Genomic DNA, 23,138 nt, shown 5'->3' on the forward strand with positions numbered 1-23,138 from the left:
AGATTATGAACAATATTAGAACATTTATCTTATTAGCAAGTTTAACAGCTCTATTATTAGTAATAGGCAGCTTACTAGGCGGTAAAGCAGGCCTTATGATAGCACTTGGCCTAGCTTTTATTATGAATTTTAGTGCCTATTGGTATTCTGATCAGATAGTACTGCGCATGTTTAATGCGCAACCACTAGATGACCGTCATCCTGTGTATAAGATTGTTGCCGAGCTTGCTGCTAAAGCAAACACACCTTTACCTAAAGTCTATTACATAGATAATCCAACACCTAATGCGTTTGCCACAGGACGTAATCCAGAACATGCAAGTATTGCAGTGACCTCAGGCTTATTAGATAGAATGACCCATGAAGAAGTAACAGGCGTTTTAGCACATGAAATGTCGCATGTACTTAATCGTGATACGTTAATTAATGTAATATCGGCGACTATTGCAGGCGCTATCAGCAGCATAGCCAATATGTTCATGTGGACATCAATGTTTAACCACAGTTCTGAAGAAGGAAGGCCAAACGCAATTGCAAGCCTTGCCATGATGATACTAGCACCCTTGGCAGCCGGTTTAATTCAGATGGCTGTGTCTCGTTCGCGAGAATATGAAGCAGATGCTGCTGGGGCAAAATTATGTGGTCAGCCACTTTGGTTAGCTAGCGCACTCGCCAAATTAGATCTTGCCAATCAACAAGGCCAGTTTACCGAGGCCCAAGAGCATCCTAACGCAGCTCATATGTTTATTGTTAACCCTTTAAGTAGCCAGCGAATTGCAGAATTGTTTTCTACACACCCTGTCACTGCTGAGCGTATTCGACGCTTACAAGAAATGGCGCGAACTGGTGTTTATTAACAGTCAATTACATTTGATACTTGCGTTACAATACTATTGTAAGCATAATTTGCGACTATCTAGATTATATTGAGTTGATTATGGCGCAAATAGGTCATTTTATTGTTAACCATTGGTTATTATGGGTTCTTTTGATAGTCGTATTTATTGCTATTTTTATTAACGAGTTTAAAGAGCAAAAGAAACAAGCCCAAGAAGTTGATCCACAAACTGCAGTAAAACTTATAAATGACAATAATGCAGTTGTAATTGACTTACGAGATGAAGAAAATTATCGTAAAGGCCACATTATTAATGCTATTCGCGCAACACCTGAAAGTTTTAATAAAAATCAAATGGATAAATACAAGACAAAACCTGTGATCTTAGTTTGTGCACGCGGCTTAGAATCTAAGAATTTAGCTACTAAATTACGCCAGCAGGGCTTTACCCAACCTGTCATCCTCTCAGGAGGAATTAGCGCCTGGCAAAATGCAGATTTACCGCTAGTAAAAGGAAAATAAAGATGGCTAACGTTATTATATACAGTACGTCATACTGCCCTTATTGTATGCGTGCTAAGCAGTTACTAGATAGCAAAGGAGTTAACTATCAAGAAATTCGTGTTGATGAGGAACCTGAAAAAAGAGCTGAAATGATGGCTAGAAGCGGCAGGCGAACTGTCCCTCAGATTTTCATTAACGATCAAGCAATAGGCGGCTGTGATGATTTATATGCACTTGAAAGCAAAGGCCGATTAGATAAACTTTTAAAAGACTAGGAAAAATTATGAATGACCAAGTAAACCCAACCGCACAAAATGCTGAAGCCCAGTTTATGATTCAGCGTGTTTATATTAAGGATTCATCATTTGAAGCGCCAGGCACGCCTGCCGTATTCCAGCAAAAATGGGAACCTGAGCTTACTTTAGATATAAATACGGCTCACAATACCTTAGAAAAAGATGTTTATGAGGTAGTATTAACGTTAACTGCTACCGTTAAAAATCAAAACGCTGTGGCTTTCTTAGCTGAAGTTAAGCAAGCTGGTATTTTTACGATTCAAGGTGCGGCAGGTCCACAATTAGATCATTTATTAGGAAGCTTCTGCCCTAGTATTCTTTTTCCTTATGCACGTGAAGCGATTACATCTGAAGTCATTCGAGGTAGTTTCCCTCAACTGGTTTTAGCGCCTATTAATTTTGACGCACTTTACGCGCAACAACTTGAACAAAAACGTAGCCAAGCCACAGAAGCTGCCCATTAATTGTTAAGTTGTCATGAAAGAAAATACGATTGCCATTTTGGGTGCAGGTTCGTGGGGGACTGCAGTAGCGATTCACTTAGCCCACTATGGACATCGTGTCATGTTGTGGGGGCATAACCCCCAACATATAATGGAAATGCAACACTTACGGCAAAATCAGCGTTATCTACCTGCAATCCTTTTTCCTGATTCATTATATCCTACTCTAAATTTAGCAGACTGCTTAGATCAGGCAGCAATTACTATAATAGCTGTGCCCTCACATGCTTTTGCTGACTTGTTAAGCCAGCTAGATAAGCCCCAAAATGGGCTTGCTTGGTTAACTAAAGGCCTTGATCCTAGCACTAATTATTTACTAAGCGAATTAGTTGCTAAGCGCTGGGGGGAATCATACCCAGTTGCAGCTATCGCAGGCCCTTCTTTTGCGAAAGAAGTAGCTACTTTACTGCCTACAGCACTAACATTGGCAGGCAACCATCTCCCTTTGCAAAAACACTTACAAAGCTTACTTCATCAACAAAATTTACGTGTTTACCTTAGTACGGATATTATTGGCGTCCAATTATGTGGTGCTGTTAAGAATGTGCTAGCCATTGCTTGCGGCATTAGTGATGGTTTGGGGTTTGGTGCTAATGCAAAAGCAGCTTTAATTACCAGAGGGCTCGCTGAGATGAGCCGCTTAGGCCTATCTTTAGGTGCTCGGGAAGAAACATTTATTGGTTTAGCTGGTGTTGGTGATTTAGTTTTAACCTGCACGGATAACCAATCCCGTAACCGTCGTTTTGGCTTACATTTAGGTCAAGGTGTAAACTTATCAGAAGCAGAAAGCCAAATTGGTCAAGTTGTTGAAGGAAAGTATAATGCTACCCAAGTGTGCAACTTAGCTCGGCAATATCATGTTGAAATGCCTATTTGTATGCAAGTAGAAGCACTATTACAAAATAAAGTTACTCCAATACAGGCTGTAAATAATCTAATGAGTCGCTCTGCACGCGATGAATCACCTTGCTAACATTAAAAATCTAATAAATTATCAAAGCCATAGCATCAAAATAAAAACAATTTGATCATTTTACGCCTATAATCTCTCTTAGAAGTAAAAGTCGTTAACTTATCACTTAACTTCTAAGGGAGGACAATATGAAAACAATAAATGGATTAATCTTACTAAGTGCTTGTGGCCTAAGTGTCAATGCTTTCGCAGCTGAAGCAACCTGTAAAGCAGTTAATAAACATACTGGCGAGGCGTTTTTTGCTAATGGTTATGCCGAGTGGCCCAAAAAAGCACTCAAGAAAGCTGGTGGCAAAGCAATGTGGAAATGCCATAATCGCAGCGAAGGCTGGTCAGGCCATTGCTATATTAAACACTGCAAAAACAATTACAATGACTACAATAAAGGCCATCATAATAAGTGGTAATGGTCGAGCTGCTCTAAATACATAGATATTTTAAAGAAACTAGACAAGTCTGGGTGTAAAGTTTTACATAGAAACCCGAGTTTCACTTCGTTTCACCCAGGCTACTTATTACTTACAAAGTATAATCTTCATAGTGACATGCACTAATAATTAATTTTCTTTTACCAAAAGTTCACTGCAAAAAGATGAGTTTTTTAGACAGTTTAAACTCAGTAATTAAAATTGATAATGAAAGCCTTCAGATTCATGCGTTTGCATAGTATGAAAAACTGTTATCCCTAATTCTAAATGCGATTTAGCTAAGCGCTTAAATATGGTTGCAGCTAATTCTTTAGTTTTAATTCCTTTTTCTTTTAGAGGTAAATCCGAAATCAGCATTAAAGCACCTACAGGAACTTTACAAGAAAAACCAACGGTAAATAAAGTAGCGCATTCCATATCAATGGCTTGCACCCTTTCTGCAACAAGCATCTCTTTAAATTTTGTATTAAACTCCCAAAATCTCATATTGGTTGTGTGAATAACGCCACTATGATAGGTTAGATTTTGTCGCTCTAGTTCTATCGTAATGAATTTCTGGATAATAAAGGAGCTAAGCGCTGGACATTGAGGTGGTAAGTAATCATTTGATGTCCCTTCCCCTCTAATTGCAGCAATTGGATTAAAGTACTCACCAATTTTATAGTTATCACGTAGTCCACCACATAAACCAAGCATGATCACGGCTGTAGGCTTGATAAAAGATAATAAATGGGTAATCAGTGCTGCATTAGGTGAACCAATATTATAATTAATCATTGAAATTCTGTCGTTTAATGAATGACAACAAGACATAATAGATCCATGGTAAATATGTCCTTTAGTCCTATTAGCAAAGAGCCTTAAATATTTAGTAAAATTGGTTAATAAAATATAGGGCTGAAATTGAGACGTTGGGCAGCCCGTATAGCGCTCTAATGAATGATATGCCAGATCATTAACATGCAAAACATAATCACTATCTTCCTCTGATGTAGTAGTCATTTTTACGCCCTATTCTTTAGCTTATATAAGTATAGCAAGCGTAGGTCAGGCGCTTCGCCCATAGCCGTCAGGCTAAGCGTCCAAGAGTCAAGATTGAGGCAGGCAGAGGTAAATTTGGTCCCTTTTTGCAAGCGCCGAAACCATCCATGCGGCTCGATGTTGTGCATCCATGCACAACCACGTTCCAAAAAGGAACCAAACTTACCTCTGCTGCGAGACCGTAAGTACTTTAAACATATTATTTTCTATGGTTCTAAGAGAAATATTTGCTTAGCCTGACGGCTATGGGCAAAGCGTCCGACCTACGCTTGCTGATGAAAGCTGCTCAGCGTTCGTTTTAAATTATAGAGAGCGTGTGAAATTGATGAGTATTTGTTGTTGGGCCGAATGGCCTAACCTACATATGTTGTGGATGGGTAAATACCCCTAGATTTGGGAAATATCCGCTATTTATAAGCTACAAAAATTGGTGCCCAGGGCCGGAGTCGAACCGGCACGGAGTTTAACCTCCGAGGGATTTTAAGTCCCTTGCGTCTACCTGTTTCGCCACCTGGGCTAATTTTGAAGGCTGAGGCCGGAATCGAACCGGCGTACACGGCTTTGCAGGCCGCTGCATAACCACTCTGCCACACAGCCACATTTCAAGGCCGATTAAAAAAAAAAGCGACTATAGTCGCTTAAATTTGGAGCGGGAAACGAGACTCGAACTCGCGACCCCAACCTTGGCAAGGTTGTGCTCTACCAACTGAGCTATTCCCGCGCATCTACGGGTTGCAATTCTACCGAAATCTCAAGCCCTGTCAATAAGTAACCTCACTTTTTTTTGTTAATTCAGGCCAAGCAATAGTTAGGTAGATTACCATTGACCAAATTGTTAAAATGGCAGCAATATAAAGCGAAATAAAACCAAGTGTGCCCCACCAAGTTGTCGCCGGATCAAAAGCAACCAATAAAACCAAGGCTACCATTTGTACCGTAGTTTTTACTTTACCTATGTAGCTTACAGTAACACTTGCTCGACTACCTATTTCAGCCATCCACTCCCTTAAAGCCGAAATAACAATTTCTCTGCCAACAATAATAATGGCAGGCAGCGTAATATAATTAATATCCTTAGCGCCAACTAATAATAATAAAGTGCAGGCTATCAATAATTTATCCGCAACTGGATCAAGAAAGGCGCCAAATGGCGAAATCATTTTTAATTTACGAGCAAAATAGCCATCTAACCAGTCTGTGAAACTAGCTAAAGCAAAAATAATCGCTGCTAAAGCATGTGCCCACTCAAATGGTAAATAAAAAACTAAAATAAAAATAGGAATTAAAATAATACGCATTAATGTCAATATATTAGGCAAACTGGTTAGCGGATTCACAGGCACATATCTCCTTTTTCTAAAGACCTTTAAAGCATTAATTATTGCATTCTGGTTGCTATAGAGTCCCCACGTAGCAGTTTAAGCTTTAGTTAGATTGTATTCTATTAACTAGCGGCAACATTTAAATAAATAGCTAACTGTGGGTAATTATCGAATACAGCTAAAGCGCCTTTTTCGAGAAGTAAATTAGAATGCTGTTGGTTATAAAAATTCACACCGATTGCATCCATACCTATTGTTCTTGCCATCTCGATGTCACTAACTGAATCACCTATCATCACCGCTTGATTAACATCTATATTAAACGCTAGCAAAATTTCTTCAAGCATTTGTGGGCAGGGTTTAGGAGGCATTTGTCCTGCCGAACAAACCACTTTAAAAAATTCATCTAAACCTGAGCTTTGGATCGCGCGGTTAAGACTATTTTGCCCCTTATTACTTGCAATTGCTAAGTTAATGCCTGCTTGATGTAATTGCTGTACAAATTCTCTAGCACCAGGAATTAAATAAACCTCATGAGAACGATTTATCAAAGCATGCTGTATTGCTTTTAACAGCTGCTCTTGCTCTATCGAGCTTAGAGAAGGAAATAATCTTTTTATTGCATGAGCTAAACCTAACTCAACAGATTGTCGCACCAAGGCTTCGTCTAATTCACCATAATTTAAGCGCTTAGCTTCACTAGCCATGCAATGCAGTACTTGGCCTAGGGTGTCACCTAAGGTACCTTCCCAATCAAACACTACTAAGCGATATTGCTTACTCATAACGTGTTAAACTCCGAACGTAATTGTTCTATAGTCTGCGCAAATCGATTATCTAGTTTTGCTTCATAACGATGTTCTTTATTGTTTAGAGTAAATTGAATTGCTCGAGCATGCAAATAAAGTCTTACAGATCCTCTAATCATATCTTCTACTGCGGATGATTTACTATATTTCTCATCACCAATAATTGCATGCCCTAAAAAAGCACTGTGAACTCTAATTTGATGCGTGCGACCCGTTTTAGGCGTTACTTCTACCCAACAGGCATGCTGAAAATTTTCCAGTAATTTGAATGTGGTTTGGGAGGGCTTCCCTTCTTCAGCGATAGTAACAAGCCGTTCCCCTGATTTTAACGTGTTTTTCTTAAGACTTGCATTTACAACCTGTGTTTTACTGCCTTGCCAAGGGTGAGCGAGTAAAGCCCAATATGTTTTAGTAACTTCATGATTGACTAAAGCTGCTTGTAAGGTACGTAATACGCTTCTTTTCTTAGCCAATAATAAGCAGCCCGATGTCTCTCTATCTAGGCGATGCACTAGCTCAAGATACGTTAAGTCACTGCGCATCTTACGTAATGCCTCAATAACCCCAAGACTTACGCCACTCCCACCATGAACTGCAATACCTGCTGGTTTATTAATGACTAAGAGCCCACTGTCTTCAAAAATAATAGCTTCTTGTAATTGTTTTTCAAGTTTAACACCAACAAAGACAGTCTTTTCCTCTGCAACTCGAATAGGTGGAATACGAATACAATCACCTAGGGCTAATTTTACCGAAGGCTGCGCTCGTTTCTTATTGACCCGAACTTCACCACCTCGAATGATACGGTAAATATGACTTTTAGGAACCCCTTTTAACATTTTCATTAGATAATTATCTAACCGTTGCCCCTCATCATTAGCATGGATAGTCTGATATTGTACATCGCTCATTCTAATTAAACCTATTTGCTGTTGCTTTTTTTTTTGATAATATACAGAGTTGCAAGAATATATATTATTCTTGTGACCGAATTATAACGCATAAATGATTAAAAATGTTTAGTTGCAGATAATTAATCGGTGCAACTACTATAGAAACGCGCTTCTCTTTAGTGAATGATATAAGGAAGCAATCAGTATTTAGAGCCCATTAACTGATATCATGGCTCTCAGATACCTATGCACGTTAGACATGCTTAATACCGATGAGCTTTGTTAAAGCAATTAAGGTGATAAAACTTAATGCTGCGCATAAAATTATGCCGTCAAAGCTTAGTTAAGTATAAAAGTATGCACTGTACTAGTTGCAGTGGCCTGCGTATGGTCTGCTTTTAATATAATACTGGATGGCTTAAAGATTACTTTTTTGTATGCTTATAAATGTTAAATGGTCAAAGGCTTCCCTGATTAAAGTGAAAAAATGAATAGCTTTATACTAACAGTCTATATCAACGCTTTCCTACTTCAGTGACATTGATTAACCTGAGTACCTTGATAAAAATCAAAGCATTTAGGAATTAATGGTAACAGTAAGAGCAAGAATTAAAGCAAGATGTAGAATAACAGACTATAATAACTATTTATCTGGCCTTACCATTGAATTATATTGGTTATGCATTATAGCGAACCATTATACTTAAATACTGCTAGAGTTTTTTTTGAGGTTTGATGGCAATGAATAATACGATGATGACGCTTTCAACATAACATAAAGCATAAATTATCCAAGCATTGGCTAAACCTTAAAAAATGCAAACATCAGAAAATTAACAGATTTAGCATATACTAAATAAGATAGCCTTCGACTGTCTATACTTAAGAGTTGTGCCCTTATTGGGGTTTGTAATGGAAAAAATGTTAATAAATGCGACTCAATCGGAGGAAATTCGAGTTGCTTTAGTTAAAGACAATCACTTATACGATTTAGATATCGATTGTCCTTCAGAAGTTAAAAAGAAAGGAAATATTTATAAGGCAGTCGTTACTCGTCGTGAACCTAGCCTTGATGCTGTTTTTGTTGAATATGGTGCTAAGCGGCAAGGATTTTTACCACTTAAAGAAATAGCACCTGAATACTTAAGTAAAAATCCACAAGATTTTGGTGACGAAAGACCACCTATTACTGCTTTAATTCGCGAAGGACAAGAATTATTAATTCAAGTAGATAAAGAAGAGCGCGGAAATAAAGGTGCTGCTTTAACTACTTTTATTACTTTAGCAGGCTGCTACTTAGTTTTAATGCCTAATAATCCCAATTCAGGTGGCATATCACGCCGTATTGAAGGGGATGAGCGGGATGAACTACGAGAAACCTTAAATGCCTTACAGCTTCCTGAAGGTATGGGGCTTATCATTCGCACCGCAGGCGTTGGCAAAGGCCAGGATGAATTACAAGCAGATTTAGACATGCTATGTAATCAATGGCAAGCGATTCGCTATGCTTATACCAATCAAATGGCACCTTGCCTTATACATCAAGAGGGTGATGTTATTATTCGCTCTATTCGAGATAATTTACGTAAATCAATTTCTGAAATTATCATCGATGACCAGATTTCTTATGTCAAAGCTAAACAATACATTGAACAAGTTAAACCCGACTTTTTATCGAATGTAAAATTATACAATAGCCCAGTTCCTTTATTTAATTTTTATCAAATTGAAAGCCAAATTGAAACAGCTTATCAGCGCGAAGTTCTCCTACCTTCAGGTGGCTCTCTTGTTATTGATCGTACTGAAGCACTTGTTTCTATTGATATTAATTCTGCAAAAGCTACAGGTGGTACTGATATTGAGGCAACCGCGTTAAATACTAACTTAGAAGCAGCCGATGAAATTGCTCGCCAATTACGTTTACGAGACTTAGGCGGCTTAATTGTTATTGATTTCATTGACATGGGCTCAGGAAAAAATCAAAGGGATGTTGAAAATCGCCTTAAAGAGGCACTTAAAGCTGATCGGGCACGTATTCAAGTAGGACGTATATCACGATTTGGTTTATTAGAAATGTCCCGTCAGCGCCTACGCTTATCTTTAGGAGAAGCGGCACAAGAAGTATGTCCACGGTGTGAGGGCAGAGGTACGGTACGCAATATTCAATCACATAGCCTTTCTATTATCCGTCTCATTGAGGAAGAAGCATTAAAAGATAAAACAGCTGAAATCCAAGTTCAATTACCTGTGGAAATGGCCACGTTTATTATCAATGAAAAACGGGATTTCATTCTAAATATTGAGAAAAGACATAAGGTTTGCGTATTAATTATAGCTAACCCTTATATGCATCGCCCTCAATACAATATTACGCGCCTTAAAGAAGATAATATAGGCAAGAATAAAAAGCCTAGCTATACGCTAATCCAACAACCTGAGCTGGATGTTATACGTGCCGGTAATGAATCTGTTAAACAAGATGAGCCTGCGGTGAAATCTTTTGCATCGCTACAAGCGAATAAAACACCTACAACAAGCTTTATTAAGCGCTTGTGGAGTAGTCTTTTTGGGCCTACCAGTGAAGTAGAAAGTACTAGTAGTGAGCAAAAAGTTGTGCAATCCAGTAATACAAAAACAAAGCAATACAAAAATAATGAAAAACGTAGCCAGAATTCAAGACGTCGACGCCCAAGTGGCAGTGGCAACAGCAGCGGCTCAAATCAACAGCGCCAAACTTCGGGCTCTCATCGTAAAAAGAATACGCCTCACCAGCAACATCATAATAGCCGCGTCATTCCACTTAAGCCTGATTTAATCAAAAAAAAAGAACAAGTAGTCAATAACAAAGAGTCAGAAAAATAATTTCCTACCTTATGGATACCGTGGTCAAGCCACGGTAATTCGTTTTTTCTTTGACTTCTTTCCATTCTATCGAAATACCGTGGCTTGACCACGGTATCTATACCTCGTACTCCACCCAAAAAAGTAGCCCATGTGAAACAAAGTGAAACCCGGATTTCGGTTCTGCGCACCTGCACCCAGGCTACCTTTCTTTGTAATAATATGGATACTGTGTTCAACCTACCTTACTTCAGAATAAAAGCAAGGTAAGGCAGCTAACAAGAAAATAGGCATGGAAAGCTAATCCTCTAGTCCTGTGGCTATAGGTGTGACACCAATATTTGGATTTACTCCGCAATCATCTAATAATTTTAAAAGATTGTTACCTCGCCTAGTTAATCGTCTTACACAATAAATCTCAAGATAGCTTTTTAAAATATAATAGTAATCTGGCAATGTAAGAATGGTTAGAATTTTTTCTGCCCGCTCAACATGATGAGCCTTCTCATCATCACAGGCTTGAAAAAGGACAGTACCTAGCATGGAAGCGATGCTTGCTTGGCGTAAACGATTAGCTTGATAAAAACGTTGTATGGCTTCATCCAGAGCCCTGTCTTTATCCCACTCAACCCAATTATCATAAATCATTAAGGCTTTAGAAACGGCAAATTCATCAGCTTGAATTAATGCTTGTAATGCATAAGCTACAGGAACAACAGCCTGCACATTTGCCCAGGAACAATTACCACTAATTTGAGAACTAATTGGTATTTGAGCGGCATGCACTAAACCTAATTCCTGGTTAATCGTTTGATGAAAATAACGTCTGGGTTGCTTTTTATAGAGAAATTCACGTAAGAAGCTGATATTAAACATCTCAGGACGGCTAATTTTATAAATATTAACACTTCCTTCTTTTAAACTATTTTCCCCTCTATCTATTTTTGCCCACCAGGCATGGTATTTAATAAAGCACATCGCATGGCCACGGCTTGCCGCAGGCAAGATAAGTAAGGGGGCTTTAATAAGCTGTTCTAGATGGCTCCCTTGCTGGTCTAAATTGAACTGATGCTGTAATTTCAAAAGCTCTGCCGCTATTTCTAAAGCATCCATCGTATATTGAATATAAGGGAAATGCTCACGTAAATGACGCGTTGAATAGCTACTTACAAATCGCCGTAGCGAATCTTTAATCATGGCTACAGTAAACTCTAAAATAAAGCCCTCAAAATCTAGCTCAACAAATTCTCCCTCGGCATTAACAATATCTACATCACCTTGTAACTCATAGCGATGCCCTATTAGCTTGGCATTAATAAAATCTAAGGCAAAATCAAGTTTTGCCCCATATTGATAGAGCAAATGCTTCATGGCCTCTTGGGCTCTTAAAATAGGATAAACTAACACTGACATACCTGAGCTGGTATAAGCATTAGGATTTGCGCCGCGCTCTAGTAAAAGTCGTGCTAGATCTAAATCGTTATTATCAACCGCCCAATGCAGTGGCGTTCGTCCTGTCACATCAGGTTTATTTACATTAACACCACGCACCAGTAATTCTTGTGCAATGGGGATCTGCCTTGTTATTGCACACTCAATAAGTGCCGTAAAACCATACTCATCAATGTCATCAAGCGACTCACCTGCACGGATATAAAAATCGAAATCAGGCATGCGACATGAAATTATATCATTGGCTATAGTCATTTAGAATTCGCCTCTATTTAACGTAAGTTTAGCGACACCAACACTATTCCATAGCCTCTATGTCAAACTATTTTAATCTAGCTCCCGTACCAAAGCTTCGCATTTTACGGGTTAACGTTCGTTTAGCGACAAACGCTATTCCCTAGCGTTGATGTCGAACTCACATTATTTAAGACCGGGTTTAGGCGCTGTAGAAAATTTCGGCATATTACCTAAACGCAACTGTTTTTCCATTTCCTGCTCACGCCGTTCGTTATCGTATTCGCGCCGGGCAGCGGTATTAAGGGGAGGTTCAGGATTTAGGTTAGGATCAATGCCATCAAACCGCTGGGCATCTAACCAGGGATGCTGTTTAATTGAATTTTGTAACTCACCTTCTGGCGCTGGTTTATCCTCTTCTGCACTATGTTCCCTTGCGTGAACCTTAGCTAATTGTCGGTGGCCATCTTGTTCAATTAAACGTCTTTTGCGTGCCATTTCTGGGGTATCTTCACCCAAAATAGAAGCTTTTCTTTTTCTTGTTGTTTCTCTGTCAGATAGATTAGTTGGGATATCAAGCCGGCCGACATCAGGTAACGCGCTTGATGAAACACTAATTGGCCGCCTAATTAAGCTGCGCTTAGGTACAGCTGTTGATGCTTCTTTGCCAGAGGCGACAGCTTTTCTCTTTCTGCCCGTTAGCCGCTCAGAAAGTTTACCTAAAATTCCACTTTGGCTTTTTTCTGAGCTTTTTTTGAGTTCCTTGTTTTTTAAATAAAGCAATCTTCTCTTGTCAGATTGCAAGCTTACTGGTAGGTTAATTTCGTCATCTATTTCATTCATATTCACATTATATGTTATAAATGTTCAAGTTGCAGAATTTCTGCAATCTGAATTGCATTTGTTGCCGCCCCTTTGCGAATATTATCAGCAACTATCCACATATTAAGCCCGCAGGGATGAGAGATATCTTCTCTAATACGGCCTACAAACACATCGTCATGGCCAATGGCATGCGTGATTACTGTTGGATATTCTAATTTCGCCAGGTCATCGACTACCTTTATACCTGGTGCGCTACGCAAGATATTGCGCGCATCACCTGCACTTAATGGCATTTTTAACTCTAAGTGAACTGCTTCTGAATGCCCATACAAAACAGGAACCCGTACTGTCGTGGGGTTTACCCGAATAGTATCATCTTCCATGATTTTCTTAGTTTCCCATACCATTTTCATTTCTTCTTTGCTATAACCATTTTCTAAGAATTCATCGATATGGGGAAGTGCATTAAATGCAATTTGCTGTGGATAAACAGATGCTGCAGCTGGACGACCATTAAGTAACTCGCCCACTTGTGATATTAGTTCAGAAATAGCCTTTTTTCCAGTGCCCGAAACTGATTGATAAGTTGCTACATTAATACGGCTTATGCCTACCGCATCATGTATTGGCTTTAAAGCAACCACCATTTGAATGGTTGAACAGTTGGGATTCGCTATAATACCTCGCTTATGATAGTCACCAATACGATGCGCATTAACCTCTGGTACAACTAGAGGAATCTCATCGTCATAACGAAAGCATGATGTGTTATCGATAACAATACAGCCTGCATTGACGGCAATAGGGGCATAAGTTTTTGATACAGATGCGCCTGCTGAAAATAAAGCAATATCAACCTGGCTAAAATTAAATGTTGCTAGGTTTAATACATCAAAAACCTTTTTTTTAAAAGTAACTGTCTTATTAATAGAGCGCTCGCTAGCCAGTGGATAAAGATTATTTACTGGAAAATTTCGCTCTTCTAATACGCTTATTATCATTTCCCCTACGGCACCTGTTGCGCCTACGACAGCAACATTCAATAATTTACTCATAAGTAGCCTCTTGTTTATAGGTTTTTATTTAATTACCTAATCTCTATACGGTATCCATCGTACTTATTACCACCTCGATGGATGCCGCGGTCAAGCCGCGGTAATTCGTTTTTTCTTTATTTACCTACACGACCTCAAAACACCATAATTGGACCATAGTATCCCTACTGCATACTACCTTACTAAATTTTCTAATCGAGCCGCGATAATGCATTTTCCGGTGTATCTTCCCTAACTATGAAATGCCGTCGCTTGACCACAGTATCTACATCCTGGCAGAGAGGTAGCCTGGGTGTAGGTCCGCAGACCGAAGCCCGGGTTTCACTTCGTTTCACCCAGGCTAACTCATAATATCACTAGCGTTTCCTTGCAATATCCACGATTTGCGCCTTATGCCTTAAAAAATGATCCATTAATACTAGAGCCATCATCGCTTCAGCAATGGGAACTGCACGAATACCAACGCATGGATCATGTCGGCCTTTAGTGATTACTGTTACTTCTTCACCATAACGATTAATTGTCTTTCCAGGTTTTACAATACTTGATGTTGGTTTTAAGGCAATGCTTACTTCAAGTCGTTGTCCAGTTGAAATCCCGCCTAATACACCACCAGCATTATTACTGCAAAAGCCTTCCTTTCTTATTTCATCACGGTGCTCGCTCCCTAATTGGGTAATAGATGCAAAACCTGCACCAATTTCCACCGCCTTTACTGCATTAATAGACATCATGGCGTAAGCTAAGGTTGCGTCTAATTTGTCAAAAACAGGATCCCCTAAGCCAATTGGCATCCCTTCGGCATAGATATTAACACGAGCACCAACTGAATCGCCTTGACGCCGTAAGTTATCAATGTAGTTTGCTAAGTCCTCAATTTGGTCTTTATTGGGACAAAAAAAAGCATTATTATTTATTTCTTGCGCATCCTTAAAATCTAAGCTAAGCGAGCCCATTTGCTTTAAATAGCCGGTAATTGTTAGCCCAAGCTTCTCTTGTAAAAAAAGGCGAGCAATAGCACCAGCCGCAACGCGTGCTACCGTTTCTCTAGCCGATGAACGACCACCGCCTCGATAATCACGATGCTGATATTTGTGATGGTAAGTAAAATCGGCGTGGCCTGGGCGAAATAAATCCTTTATGTCATCATAATCTTTTGTTCGTTGATCGTTATTATGAATGATTAAAGCAATGGGTGTTCCTGTCGTTAAGCCCTCAAAAACACCAGATAATAGCTCAACTTTATCTTCTTCACGGCGCTGAGTTGTATATTTAGACTGCCCGGGTTTGCGCTTGTCTAAAAAAGGCTGAATTCTTTCTTCTGACAGCGCAAGCCCCGGTGGGCAACCATCGATGATACAACCCAGTGCTTTGCCATGGCTCTCACCAAACGTTGTTACTGTAAATAATTTACCAAATGTGTTGCCGCTCATAGTTACCCTTAAGATGCAAAATAGTCTTTTAATTGCTGGGCTGTTAACAAAAAGACACCCTGCCCACCATTTTCGAACTCAAGCCAGGTAAAAGATAAATCAGGGTATGCCTTAACTAGCTCTTCTTCACTATTACCAACCTCAACGATTAGAACCCCATCCTTAGCTAAATAATTATGCGCCTGAGACAGGATTTCATTAACAATTGCCAAGCCATTAGACGGCGTTCTTAATGCCATGTCAGGCTCATGTAAATACTCAGGCGGCAAGGTTAGCATTTCTGCATCCCCTACATAAGGTGGATTAGATATAATGATATCATAGCGCTCTTTCGGTACATTTTGCCAACAATCTGATTGAATTAAATTAACTATGCCGTCTAACTGATGACGTTGGCAATTTATTGTAGCTACTTGTAACGCTTCTTCAGATAAATCCACCGCATCGATTATGGCGTGCGGAAAAGCATAACTACAAGCAATAGCAATACACCCACTTCCAGTACATAGATCTAAAATCCGGTCAACTTTAAAGGGATCAACCCAGGGAGAAAATTGCCTTTCAATGAGTTCGGCTATTGGCGAGCGAGGAATCAACACCCGCTCATCTACATAAAAGTGTAAATCACAAAAATAGGTTTGTTTAGTCAGGTAAGGTACAGGAATACGTTCTTCAATACGTCTTTCTAACTGCCGAGCCAGTAACTGCTTTTCAGGCGTGGTTAGCTGTGTTTGCAACAAGAAGGGTTCAACATCAAATGGCAGCGCTAGACTACCTAGAATCAAAGAACGAATATCATCCCATGCGTTATCGGTACCATGCCCATAATAAAGATCATGGCTATTTGCCTGGGTCAGGCCAAATCGTAAAAAATCAGCAATTGTGTTTAATTGCATGACATCATCATAAACTGAAGCCATTGTTTGTTTTATCCTAATTATTGAAAAAAATTAAATCATATTGCATATAAATTAAATTTTCTATCCTCGGTTTTTATAAATTTAAACGACCATAGGTTGCGTTCTAATGCTTTTAAATACGATATACTTCATAATAGTTTAATTTTTTGCAAGTTTGTTCATGCCTAAAGAAGTATCTGATGAGGATAAAGCTTTATTTCGTGAAGCTGTGAAGGCAGTAAAGCCTTTAAAAAAAAGCAACATGATTGAGCAAGACCTTGTTGTTAAAGCACAGCGATCGCATCAAAAAGCAGCAACTCAAACCACAATTGTCAATAAACCGACATTAAATCAAAGTACTATTTTTTTATCTAATTATTATACTCATGAAGTCCAAGCTCAATCTACGCTTTCTTTCTGTCGTTCAAATATTCCGGCTAAACGTTTAAGAGAACTTAAACAGGGCAAAATACCCTGGCAATCCAAATTGGATTTACATGGCTTCCAAATCGAGGCAGCACAAGATAGTTTAGTTACGTTTATTTTACAAGAAATCGCATTAAATCATCGCTGCATATTAATTGTTCATGGCAAAGGCAGTCAGAACGGTGAGCCACCGGTGCTTAAAAATTTAGTCAATCACTGGTTGCCACAAGTTCCTTCAGTGATTGCTTTTCATAGTGCGCTGCCTAGAGATGGGGGCTCTGGTGCTTTGTATGTTTTACTAAAACGCAATAGGTAAATTCTAAGCGTCATTGCGAGCCTTTATGCAGTAAAGGTGAAGCAATCCAGGCTTAAGCGCTGTTCATTGCTCGAACTGGATTGCTTCGCTCGATAGAATAGTTTTTCTATTTAAAACAGAAACTCGCCACTTAAGATTGAATTTTTTATCATAAGCGTTTACCATTTGGCCAAAGTTTTGAATCCATTTAATATGAGCACACTACCTATTATTATTGGTATTTCCGGCCCTTCGGCGTCAGGAAAAAGCCTTCTTGCTAATACTATTGTCAATGAGCTCGGTTCTGCTCAAGTTGTTGTTATTTCTGAGGATGCCTATTATAAAGATAATAGCCATCTGCCTTTAGCAGAGCGAGAAAAAATCAACTATGATCACCCTAACGCATTTGATCATGCCTTGCTTTGTGATCACCTTAAGCGTTTACAAAAAGGCGAAACGGTTGAAATACCTATTTACTCACATTCAAAACATATTCGTTTGCCGGAAACACGTCGTATAGGCCAACATGCCATCATTGTCTTAGAAGGTATTTTATTATTTACTGATAAAGATCTTCGCGAGACGATGGATATTCGAATTTTTATGTCTACCCCCTTAGATATTTGCTTAACGCGTCGACTCAAACGCGATGTAGTTGAAAGACATCGCTCTTTCGAATCGGTTGTTCATCAATATGAAACCACAGTCCGGCCTATGTACCTGCAATTTATTGAACCTTCAAGCCGTTACGCTGATATTATTGTGCCTAGGGGCGGTGAAAATCGCATTGCTATTGATATGATTCAAGCAAAAATGCGCGAACTGCTTGCTGCACATCAGGCCAATTAATCTTACTATTATAAGCGTTAAGGAGGTTGCACTATGGGTTTTTTAAGTGGTAAACGAGCATTAATTATTGGTTTAGCAAGTAATCGTTCTATTGCTTACGGTATTGCTAAAGCGTTTCATGAGCAAGGCGCAGAACTTGCCTTTACCTACCAAAACGAAAAGCTACGCTCGCGGGTTGAAAACATGGCCGCTGAATTTAACTCAACGCTTACTTTTCCATGTGATGTTGCTAATGATCAAGAGATTCATGCCGTGATGGAACAATTAGGCACTCATTGGTCACATCTAGATTGTTTAATTCATTCAGTCGCTTTTGCACCTGCTGATCAAATTAGTGGCGATTTCATTGAATGCGCTACTCGCGAGGGCTTTCATATTGCCCATGATATTAGCGCCTACAGCCTAGTTGGTTTGGCTAAGGCTGCCCTACCTTTAATGACAGATACTAATGGCTCCATTCTAACGTTAAGCTACTATGGTGCTGAAAAGGCGGTTCCTAATTACAACGTCATGGGTATTGCCAAAGCAAGCCTTGAAGCCTCAGTACGTTATCTCGCGGCAAGCTTAGGAACACGAGGTATTCGTGTTAATGCCATTTCGGCAGGCCCTATTAAAACATTGGCAGCAGCAGGCATTAAAGATTTTCGTAAAATGCAAAGTGCTTATGCAGCAACAACCCCCTTAAAACGCAATGTCACTGCAGAGGAAGTTGGTAATACGGCTGCCTTTTTATGCTCTGATCTGGCCTCAGGCATTACAGCAGAAGTTGTTCATGTCGATGCAGGCTATCATGCTGTTGCGATGTCAAATCTTGAGTAAATGCTGTTTCACTACTTAGTTAAACGCTGTACCTATTCAGAGAAAAGTAATTGGGCCTCTTAAGGCCCAATCAAAATTATTAAACTGCAATACTATCCTAAGCTTGGATATAATGGCCCACCATGCTCATAGTCTAATTTAGGAATATGGTCTGCTGGGGGAGCTGATGGATTAAAGTTTTGCTGATAACCTGGAATGTAAGCAGCAGGCGGGATAAATAAAGCGTGTGTGGTTTGCGTTGTAGGGTATGGGTAATTACTACTAGTAACATGACCATGTCTGTTATCTAAACTCACCGCGTACGGATTAGCCCTTGCAAAATCAAAGCGCATATCATCCACTTCCACGTAAGAAGCTTCAATGCTACCTTTCTTAATTTGGCGAATGAGCTCAAGGTATTGCTGCTTAGTTTTTCCTTTTTCCGTAAACATGCGGTTTAAAAAAGATGGCGTTTCTTTGCCTATCTTTTCTCGTAAGGCAACAAGAGCTAGCTTGACTGTATAAATATCATACCCTTTCTCAATTAAATTCTCTTCTTCACTGGGTGATAGTGAATAACGAACTGGATCTCTGGGGTCTAATGCGTCTTTATTTTGATGTTGAATAACTTTATTCTGAATGAATTGTGTTAAACCACATGCAGCGGCTGCCCCAAGAATGGTTAAACAAACAGCCGCTGTGATAGCAAGGCCAACAGGGTTACTAAGGCCTGCTGCAATACCAAACATAATGATAGGCATTGAGGCAATAAAAGTGCCAAATAGCGCGCCTCCTGCAGCACCGCCTAGAATAGATGCTATAGTAACTGCCGCCCGAAGCTGGCCTTCATTATGAATGAGTCGCTCAGTGCTGTTTAAAAATGAATTCAATATATAATATAAAGCAATAGCACTAGCTGCTACAGCAAATGTTGTTAAGGCTAGTAGTAATAAAAGCAGTAATGCATTACCATTTTTATTCTCATGTCCATGATGATGTCGATTATAATACCCCGATTGATTCCTATTTATAGAATTCATGACGGAACTAAGCAACAGCCAATCCCATAAGGTATCATGTGCACAGTAACGATGGCGTGGCTCAATCACAACGAGAGGCATCGTATTAGGCCTAAAGCCCGCCCAAAATTGGTTTTGCTGCTCAAAAGAGTGACATTGGTGTCTATATGCAGGCGTGCTATTAACAAAAGCATAATAAACAGCCCAGATTCGTTGTTTTTCTTGTGGATCTAATTCATATAGAGAGCTAATAGGATCGTTTAAGGAATAATAAAGCTTAGAATAAATATGTTGGTGAATGTCAGCCAATGCATAACCTCTATCTGAACAATCATGATAATCTTTTGCCATATTCAAGTAGAGCTGAGCCAACTGGTTGTCTGTGAATCTTTTTGTCATTTTTTGCTCCTTTGCTACAGTTCAGTCAGTAAGCAATAAAATTTGCCCGTCCTTTATACCAGTGCAATTTTGCAGCGTCAACTTAAGTTTGACAGTAAACTTGTTAACTTTATCAAATTGCTCTCCTATTTCTCTAGAATAAGAAATAGATGGCACATCTGGTTTAGGCTTTTATACTTAGGTTGATTTGATAAATTTGCAGGCAAATTGATAAAATTTGCTAAGTTGAGGCCACAGCTTGACTGCAGCCAGGGGTAACAATATGGATTTTATAAGGATTTAGCTAAAGTAATTGGCTAAATCCTTATTATTTTAAGGATGTCTATTGATTTTAGCGTTACTAACTAAACTGTTAATGTACAAATCATAGTCCATTAAACCATAGCTAGCCTCTATTTGCTGAGCTAAGCTTGAACGCTGTTCCTTGTCAAGTGAGCTATATTGACCATCGTTAATTTTCTTCAGCCTTACAATGACATAATCACCATTCATTAAGCGGCGCCCATCTTGGCTATTTGGCTTTGCTAAACTAAAGGCCAAATCATTGATCATAGCGTCCGCTTTATCAGTATCGCGTGTTGCTTGCGCAACCTCATGCCAAACTAAGTGTTTAGCATCAACCACGTCTGATGGAGTATTATCTTTATTAGTTAGCAGCGTTGATCCTAACTCTTTTGCTTTTAACTCAGCTCGTTGTAAAGCAAGTTTGTTAATAATAGATTCTCTAACTTCCGCAAGAGGTTTCTTTGCTGCTGGGATATGTTGTGCTACACGCAGTACAATCACATTATCATTATCTAGCTGCACAGGCTCACTGTTATTGCCTAAAACTAAAACATCATGGCTAAAAGCAGTATTTATAACTTGTTTATTTTTAGTGATATCAGTTTGGCCGCCATCGCGGGAAAAAGGCTCAGTTTTTTCTATAGATAACTTAAGTTCTTCAGCAACAGGCTGCAATGAGTCTGGTGTTTGATAGCTTAAATCAGTGAGCTGCTCTAATAACTGCGCATACTTAGTTTGGGCCATCTCCGTTTTAAGCTGAGCTGCTATTTCTGCGTTTACTTCATTTAGTGGTTTCAGTGTTGCTGGCTTATAGGCAACCAATTTAAAAATTTCGTACCCATTTGAAGTCTTAATAGGCTCAGAAATTTGCCCAGGTTGCGTTAAATTAGACAATGCCTTGTCAAATTCAGTTTGTCCAGCAACAATCCAGGGAAGCTCACCGTTGCTTGGTACTGATAGCTTATCAGCAGACATTGTTTTAACCCATTGTGTAAATTGAGCAGGATTATTTTGCAAAGCTTGATAGGCCTCTTCAGCTTTCTGCTTAACCTCAGCCTGCACATCGCTATCAGCGTCTTTGGCTAAAGCAAAAAGGATATGTGCAACCTTCCATTGTGCAGGATTTAAGAAATTATTCTGATTATCATTATAATAACGCTTAATCGCTTCATCATTTACTTTTATAGTATCTCGCAGCTTTTGCATTGATAGACGGACAAAATCAATAGTGACTTGCTCAGGCGCGATAAATTGCTTTGGGTGTTTTTGATAATATTGATTAATTTGCTCGTCAGTAATGCCTGCTTTATTAAGAAATAGAGAAGCTGAGATTTGTAAATAATCATAATCTCTAGTTTGCATGTATAGCTTTACGAAGCGTTTAATTTCTGCAGGTATAGCAAATGCGCTACCAATAAATGCAAAGCGTTGCTGATTTAATAGCATACCTTGCCTGACTTCTTTTTGAAATGACTCTGGCGTGAACATAGCGCCGCTTAAGGTAAGCTGATAACGTTCTGCAGAAAAATGACCGTCTTGTTGAAATTGGGGGATACTAACAATTGCAGCATTCGCTTGCGCAGAGCTTACCTCAAAGCCATTATTTCTTGCTGCCTGAACGCTTACCTCATTTACGATCATATCCTCTAAGACTTGTTTTTTTAATGCTGATTCGCTAGCTGCTGTCATCTGAGCAGGATCGCGCTGCTGACGTGCTCTTCGATAGTTTACTTCAAATGCTTGTTTACTGATAGGCTGATCATTAACTGTCACTTCTGCATCTGACACGTGGTGTGACTGCATGTAATAATCAACTCCAAACAGAGTAAAGGTTACTGCTATAAGAATAATAACTACCCAAGCTATGACACCTTGTATGCGTTCGTTTAGCTTCTGCAACATATTCTAAAGTTCCATAATTGATACAAACATTAGGCCTCTGCCTTATGCTCACCTTTGACTATTAAAACAATTCACTAGACAATTTTTTAAGTCTTAGGAATTCCTTTTCTACATCGTTTATTTCTTATTAAGCTAACGTACCACAATAATGCTTAATCAGTAATAGTAAATTATTAAGAAAATAAAAGTAAGCGTAGCAGGTAAAAAAAACGCGCCCTAGGGCGCGTTAACTTGGCGGAGTGGACGGGGCTCGAACCCGCGACCCCCGGCGTGACAGGCCGGTATTCTAACCAACTGAACTACCACTCCAATTCTTGGTGGGTGCTGTAGGGATCGAACCTACGACCCTCGCCTTGTAAGGGCGATGCTCTCCCAGCTGAGCTAAGCACCCGGTAAATCACGCTTCCTGTACAGCTTCTTTAAGAGATTTACCAGCTTTGAACCTGGCAACTCGAGATGCTTTAATCTTAATTTTCTCACCCGTTTGTGGGTTTCTTCCTTCTCTTTCAGAACGATTACCAGTTGAGAAAGATCCAAAGCCTGGTAACACAACTTGATCGCCGCCCTTAAGAGCGTCTGTCACAGTTAACATAAACATTTCAAGAACACGGCTTGTATCAGCTTTTGTTAAGCCTGTTCCGCTTGCAATTGCATCTACCAATTCACTCTTATTCATCGTTTCCCCTATCCAGTTATTCATCCTTTTCTTGAAGAGATGATTTAATCAAAATCATTAACCTCAGTCAAGCAGTCACAGTCACATCCTTGAAACCCCGCTAGTATGCAGTCATATCAGCGGCAACGGTGTGAAATATACCC

At 39.4% G+C, this 23,138-nt stretch carries 22 protein-coding genes and 5 tRNA genes; 10 read left to right on the forward strand and 17 right to left on the reverse strand.

From position 1 onward, the window contains the following. The first annotated feature begins 2 nt into the window (after nucleotides 1-2). The 6 genes from htpX to DYE47_RS10790 all read left to right on the forward strand — a co-directional run bounded on the left by htpX (nucleotide 3) and on the right by DYE47_RS10790 (nucleotide 3,521). Nucleotides 3-857 carry a zinc metalloprotease HtpX gene (htpX, locus tag DYE47_RS10765; protein WP_165482045.1) on the forward strand — a complete coding sequence of 285 codons (855 nt, stop codon included), beginning with the start codon at nucleotides 3-5 and terminating at the stop codon, nucleotides 855-857. Nucleotides 858-937: 80 nt separating this feature from the next. Beyond that, a complete protein-coding gene (locus DYE47_RS10770) occupies nucleotides 938-1,360 on the forward strand; it encodes a rhodanese-like domain-containing protein (RefSeq protein WP_115303288.1) in 423 nt (140 codons plus the stop codon). A gap of 2 nt (nucleotides 1,361-1,362) precedes the next feature. After that, the gene (gene grxC, locus DYE47_RS10775; protein ID WP_115303290.1) at nucleotides 1,363-1,617 is read left to right on the forward strand and encodes a glutaredoxin 3; all 255 of its coding nucleotides are present in this window, start codon (nucleotides 1,363-1,365) and stop codon (nucleotides 1,615-1,617) included. Between the two features lie 8 nt (nucleotides 1,618-1,625). After that, the gene (gene secB / locus DYE47_RS10780; RefSeq protein WP_115303292.1) at nucleotides 1,626-2,102 is read left to right on the forward strand and encodes a protein-export chaperone SecB; all 477 of its coding nucleotides are present in this window, start codon (nucleotides 1,626-1,628) and stop codon (nucleotides 2,100-2,102) included. Between the two features lie 13 nt (nucleotides 2,103-2,115). Next, a complete protein-coding gene (locus tag DYE47_RS10785; protein WP_115303294.1) occupies nucleotides 2,116-3,114 on the forward strand; it encodes an NAD(P)H-dependent glycerol-3-phosphate dehydrogenase in 999 nt (332 codons plus the stop codon). Nucleotides 3,115-3,242: 128 nt separating this feature from the next. Then, a complete protein-coding gene (locus tag DYE47_RS10790) occupies nucleotides 3,243-3,521 on the forward strand; it encodes a hypothetical protein (protein ID WP_115303296.1) in 279 nt (92 codons plus the stop codon). A 216-nt stretch (nucleotides 3,522-3,737) separates the two neighbouring features. On the opposite strand, the gene DYE47_RS10795 is transcribed toward DYE47_RS10790, so the two are convergent. The 7 genes from DYE47_RS10795 to DYE47_RS10825 form a co-directional block, all read right to left on the reverse strand. Then, nucleotides 3,738-4,544 (reverse strand): AMP nucleosidase, encoded by an 807-nt coding sequence (locus DYE47_RS10795; protein ID WP_115303297.1) that lies wholly within the window; start codon nucleotides 4,542-4,544, stop codon nucleotides 3,738-3,740. 467 nt (nucleotides 4,545-5,011) lie between these two features. Beyond that, nucleotides 5,012-5,100, reverse strand: a tRNA-Leu gene (locus tag DYE47_RS10800). A 9-nt stretch (nucleotides 5,101-5,109) separates the two neighbouring features. After that, nucleotides 5,110-5,180: transfer RNA gene (locus tag DYE47_RS10805), tRNA-Cys, on the reverse strand. A 48-nt stretch (nucleotides 5,181-5,228) separates the two neighbouring features. Further along, nucleotides 5,229-5,304, reverse strand: a tRNA-Gly gene (locus tag DYE47_RS10810). A gap of 40 nt (nucleotides 5,305-5,344) precedes the next feature. Continuing rightward, complete coding sequence (pgsA, locus tag DYE47_RS10815; protein ID WP_115304074.1) at nucleotides 5,345-5,920, reverse strand: CDP-diacylglycerol--glycerol-3-phosphate 3-phosphatidyltransferase; 576 nt, start codon at nucleotides 5,918-5,920, stop codon at nucleotides 5,345-5,347. Between the two features lie 107 nt (nucleotides 5,921-6,027). Continuing rightward, the gene (locus tag DYE47_RS10820; RefSeq protein ID WP_115303298.1) at nucleotides 6,028-6,690 is read right to left on the reverse strand and encodes an HAD family hydrolase; all 663 of its coding nucleotides are present in this window, start codon (nucleotides 6,688-6,690) and stop codon (nucleotides 6,028-6,030) included. After that, nucleotides 6,687-7,625, reverse strand: a complete 939-nt coding sequence (locus DYE47_RS10825; RefSeq protein ID WP_115303299.1) for an RluA family pseudouridine synthase — start codon at nucleotides 7,623-7,625, stop codon at nucleotides 6,687-6,689. Before DYE47_RS10825 ends, DYE47_RS10820 begins: the two co-directional genes overlap by 4 nt. A gap of 894 nt (nucleotides 7,626-8,519) precedes the next feature. Here DYE47_RS10825 and DYE47_RS10830 point away from each other — a divergent pair. After that, nucleotides 8,520-10,469, forward strand: coding sequence for an Rne/Rng family ribonuclease (locus tag DYE47_RS10830; RefSeq protein WP_165482039.1), 1,950 nt, complete (start codon nucleotides 8,520-8,522; stop codon nucleotides 10,467-10,469). 279 nt (nucleotides 10,470-10,748) lie between these two features. Here the strand turns inward: DYE47_RS10830 and ankH are convergent, their stop codons facing one another. From ankH to prmB, 5 genes are all read right to left on the reverse strand, one after another. Continuing rightward, nucleotides 10,749-12,155 carry a Dot/Icm T4SS effector AnkH/LegA3 gene (gene ankH, locus DYE47_RS10835; protein ID WP_115303301.1) on the reverse strand — a complete coding sequence of 469 codons (1,407 nt, stop codon included), beginning with the start codon at nucleotides 12,153-12,155 and terminating at the stop codon, nucleotides 10,749-10,751. Nucleotides 12,156-12,320: 165 nt separating this feature from the next. Next, nucleotides 12,321-12,977, reverse strand: coding sequence for a hypothetical protein (locus DYE47_RS16230; RefSeq protein ID WP_176579713.1), 657 nt, complete (start codon nucleotides 12,975-12,977; stop codon nucleotides 12,321-12,323). Between the two features lie 14 nt (nucleotides 12,978-12,991). Continuing rightward, the gene (locus DYE47_RS10845; RefSeq protein WP_115303302.1) at nucleotides 12,992-14,014 is read right to left on the reverse strand and encodes an aspartate-semialdehyde dehydrogenase; all 1,023 of its coding nucleotides are present in this window, start codon (nucleotides 14,012-14,014) and stop codon (nucleotides 12,992-12,994) included. A gap of 356 nt (nucleotides 14,015-14,370) precedes the next feature. Beyond that, the gene (gene aroC, locus DYE47_RS10850; RefSeq protein ID WP_115303303.1) at nucleotides 14,371-15,447 is read right to left on the reverse strand and encodes a chorismate synthase; all 1,077 of its coding nucleotides are present in this window, start codon (nucleotides 15,445-15,447) and stop codon (nucleotides 14,371-14,373) included. An 8-nt stretch (nucleotides 15,448-15,455) separates the two neighbouring features. Continuing rightward, nucleotides 15,456-16,367 (reverse strand): 50S ribosomal protein L3 N(5)-glutamine methyltransferase, encoded by a 912-nt coding sequence (prmB, locus tag DYE47_RS10855; protein ID WP_115303304.1) that lies wholly within the window; start codon nucleotides 16,365-16,367, stop codon nucleotides 15,456-15,458. 160 nt (nucleotides 16,368-16,527) lie between these two features. On the opposite strand from prmB, the gene DYE47_RS10860 reads away from it, so the two are divergent. The 3 genes from DYE47_RS10860 (at nucleotide 16,528) to DYE47_RS10870 (ending at nucleotide 18,735) form a co-directional block, all read left to right on the forward strand. Then, the gene (locus DYE47_RS10860) at nucleotides 16,528-17,088 is read left to right on the forward strand and encodes a Smr/MutS family protein (RefSeq protein WP_115303305.1); all 561 of its coding nucleotides are present in this window, start codon (nucleotides 16,528-16,530) and stop codon (nucleotides 17,086-17,088) included. 192 nt (nucleotides 17,089-17,280) lie between these two features. Next, nucleotides 17,281-17,916 carry a uridine kinase gene (gene udk, locus DYE47_RS10865; RefSeq protein WP_115303306.1) on the forward strand — a complete coding sequence of 212 codons (636 nt, stop codon included), beginning with the start codon at nucleotides 17,281-17,283 and terminating at the stop codon, nucleotides 17,914-17,916. Between the two features lie 33 nt (nucleotides 17,917-17,949). Continuing rightward, nucleotides 17,950-18,735 (forward strand): enoyl-ACP reductase FabI, encoded by a 786-nt coding sequence (locus DYE47_RS10870; RefSeq protein ID WP_115303307.1) that lies wholly within the window; start codon nucleotides 17,950-17,952, stop codon nucleotides 18,733-18,735. Between the two features lie 92 nt (nucleotides 18,736-18,827). Here the strand turns inward: DYE47_RS10870 and DYE47_RS10875 are convergent, their stop codons facing one another. The 5 genes from DYE47_RS10875 to DYE47_RS10895 all read right to left on the reverse strand — a co-directional run bounded on the left by DYE47_RS10875 (nucleotide 18,828) and on the right by DYE47_RS10895 (nucleotide 22,995). Then, a complete protein-coding gene (locus DYE47_RS10875; protein ID WP_115303308.1) occupies nucleotides 18,828-20,132 on the reverse strand; it encodes a hypothetical protein in 1,305 nt (434 codons plus the stop codon). 312 nt (nucleotides 20,133-20,444) lie between these two features. Further along, nucleotides 20,445-22,319, reverse strand: a complete 1,875-nt coding sequence (locus tag DYE47_RS10880; protein ID WP_115303309.1) for a SurA N-terminal domain-containing protein — start codon at nucleotides 22,317-22,319, stop codon at nucleotides 20,445-20,447. Nucleotides 22,320-22,551: 232 nt separating this feature from the next. Next, nucleotides 22,552-22,628: transfer RNA gene (locus DYE47_RS10885), tRNA-Asp, on the reverse strand. A gap of 6 nt (nucleotides 22,629-22,634) precedes the next feature. Next, a tRNA-Val gene (locus DYE47_RS10890) sits at nucleotides 22,635-22,710 on the reverse strand. 6 nt (nucleotides 22,711-22,716) lie between these two features. Beyond that, complete coding sequence (locus DYE47_RS10895; RefSeq protein WP_115303310.1) at nucleotides 22,717-22,995, reverse strand: HU family DNA-binding protein; 279 nt, start codon at nucleotides 22,993-22,995, stop codon at nucleotides 22,717-22,719. Between the last annotated feature and the right edge of the window lie 143 nt (nucleotides 22,996-23,138).

The sequence above is a fragment of the Legionella beliardensis genome (assembly GCF_900452395.1).
Taxonomy (GTDB): domain Bacteria; phylum Pseudomonadota; class Gammaproteobacteria; order Legionellales; family Legionellaceae; genus Legionella_C; species Legionella_C beliardensis.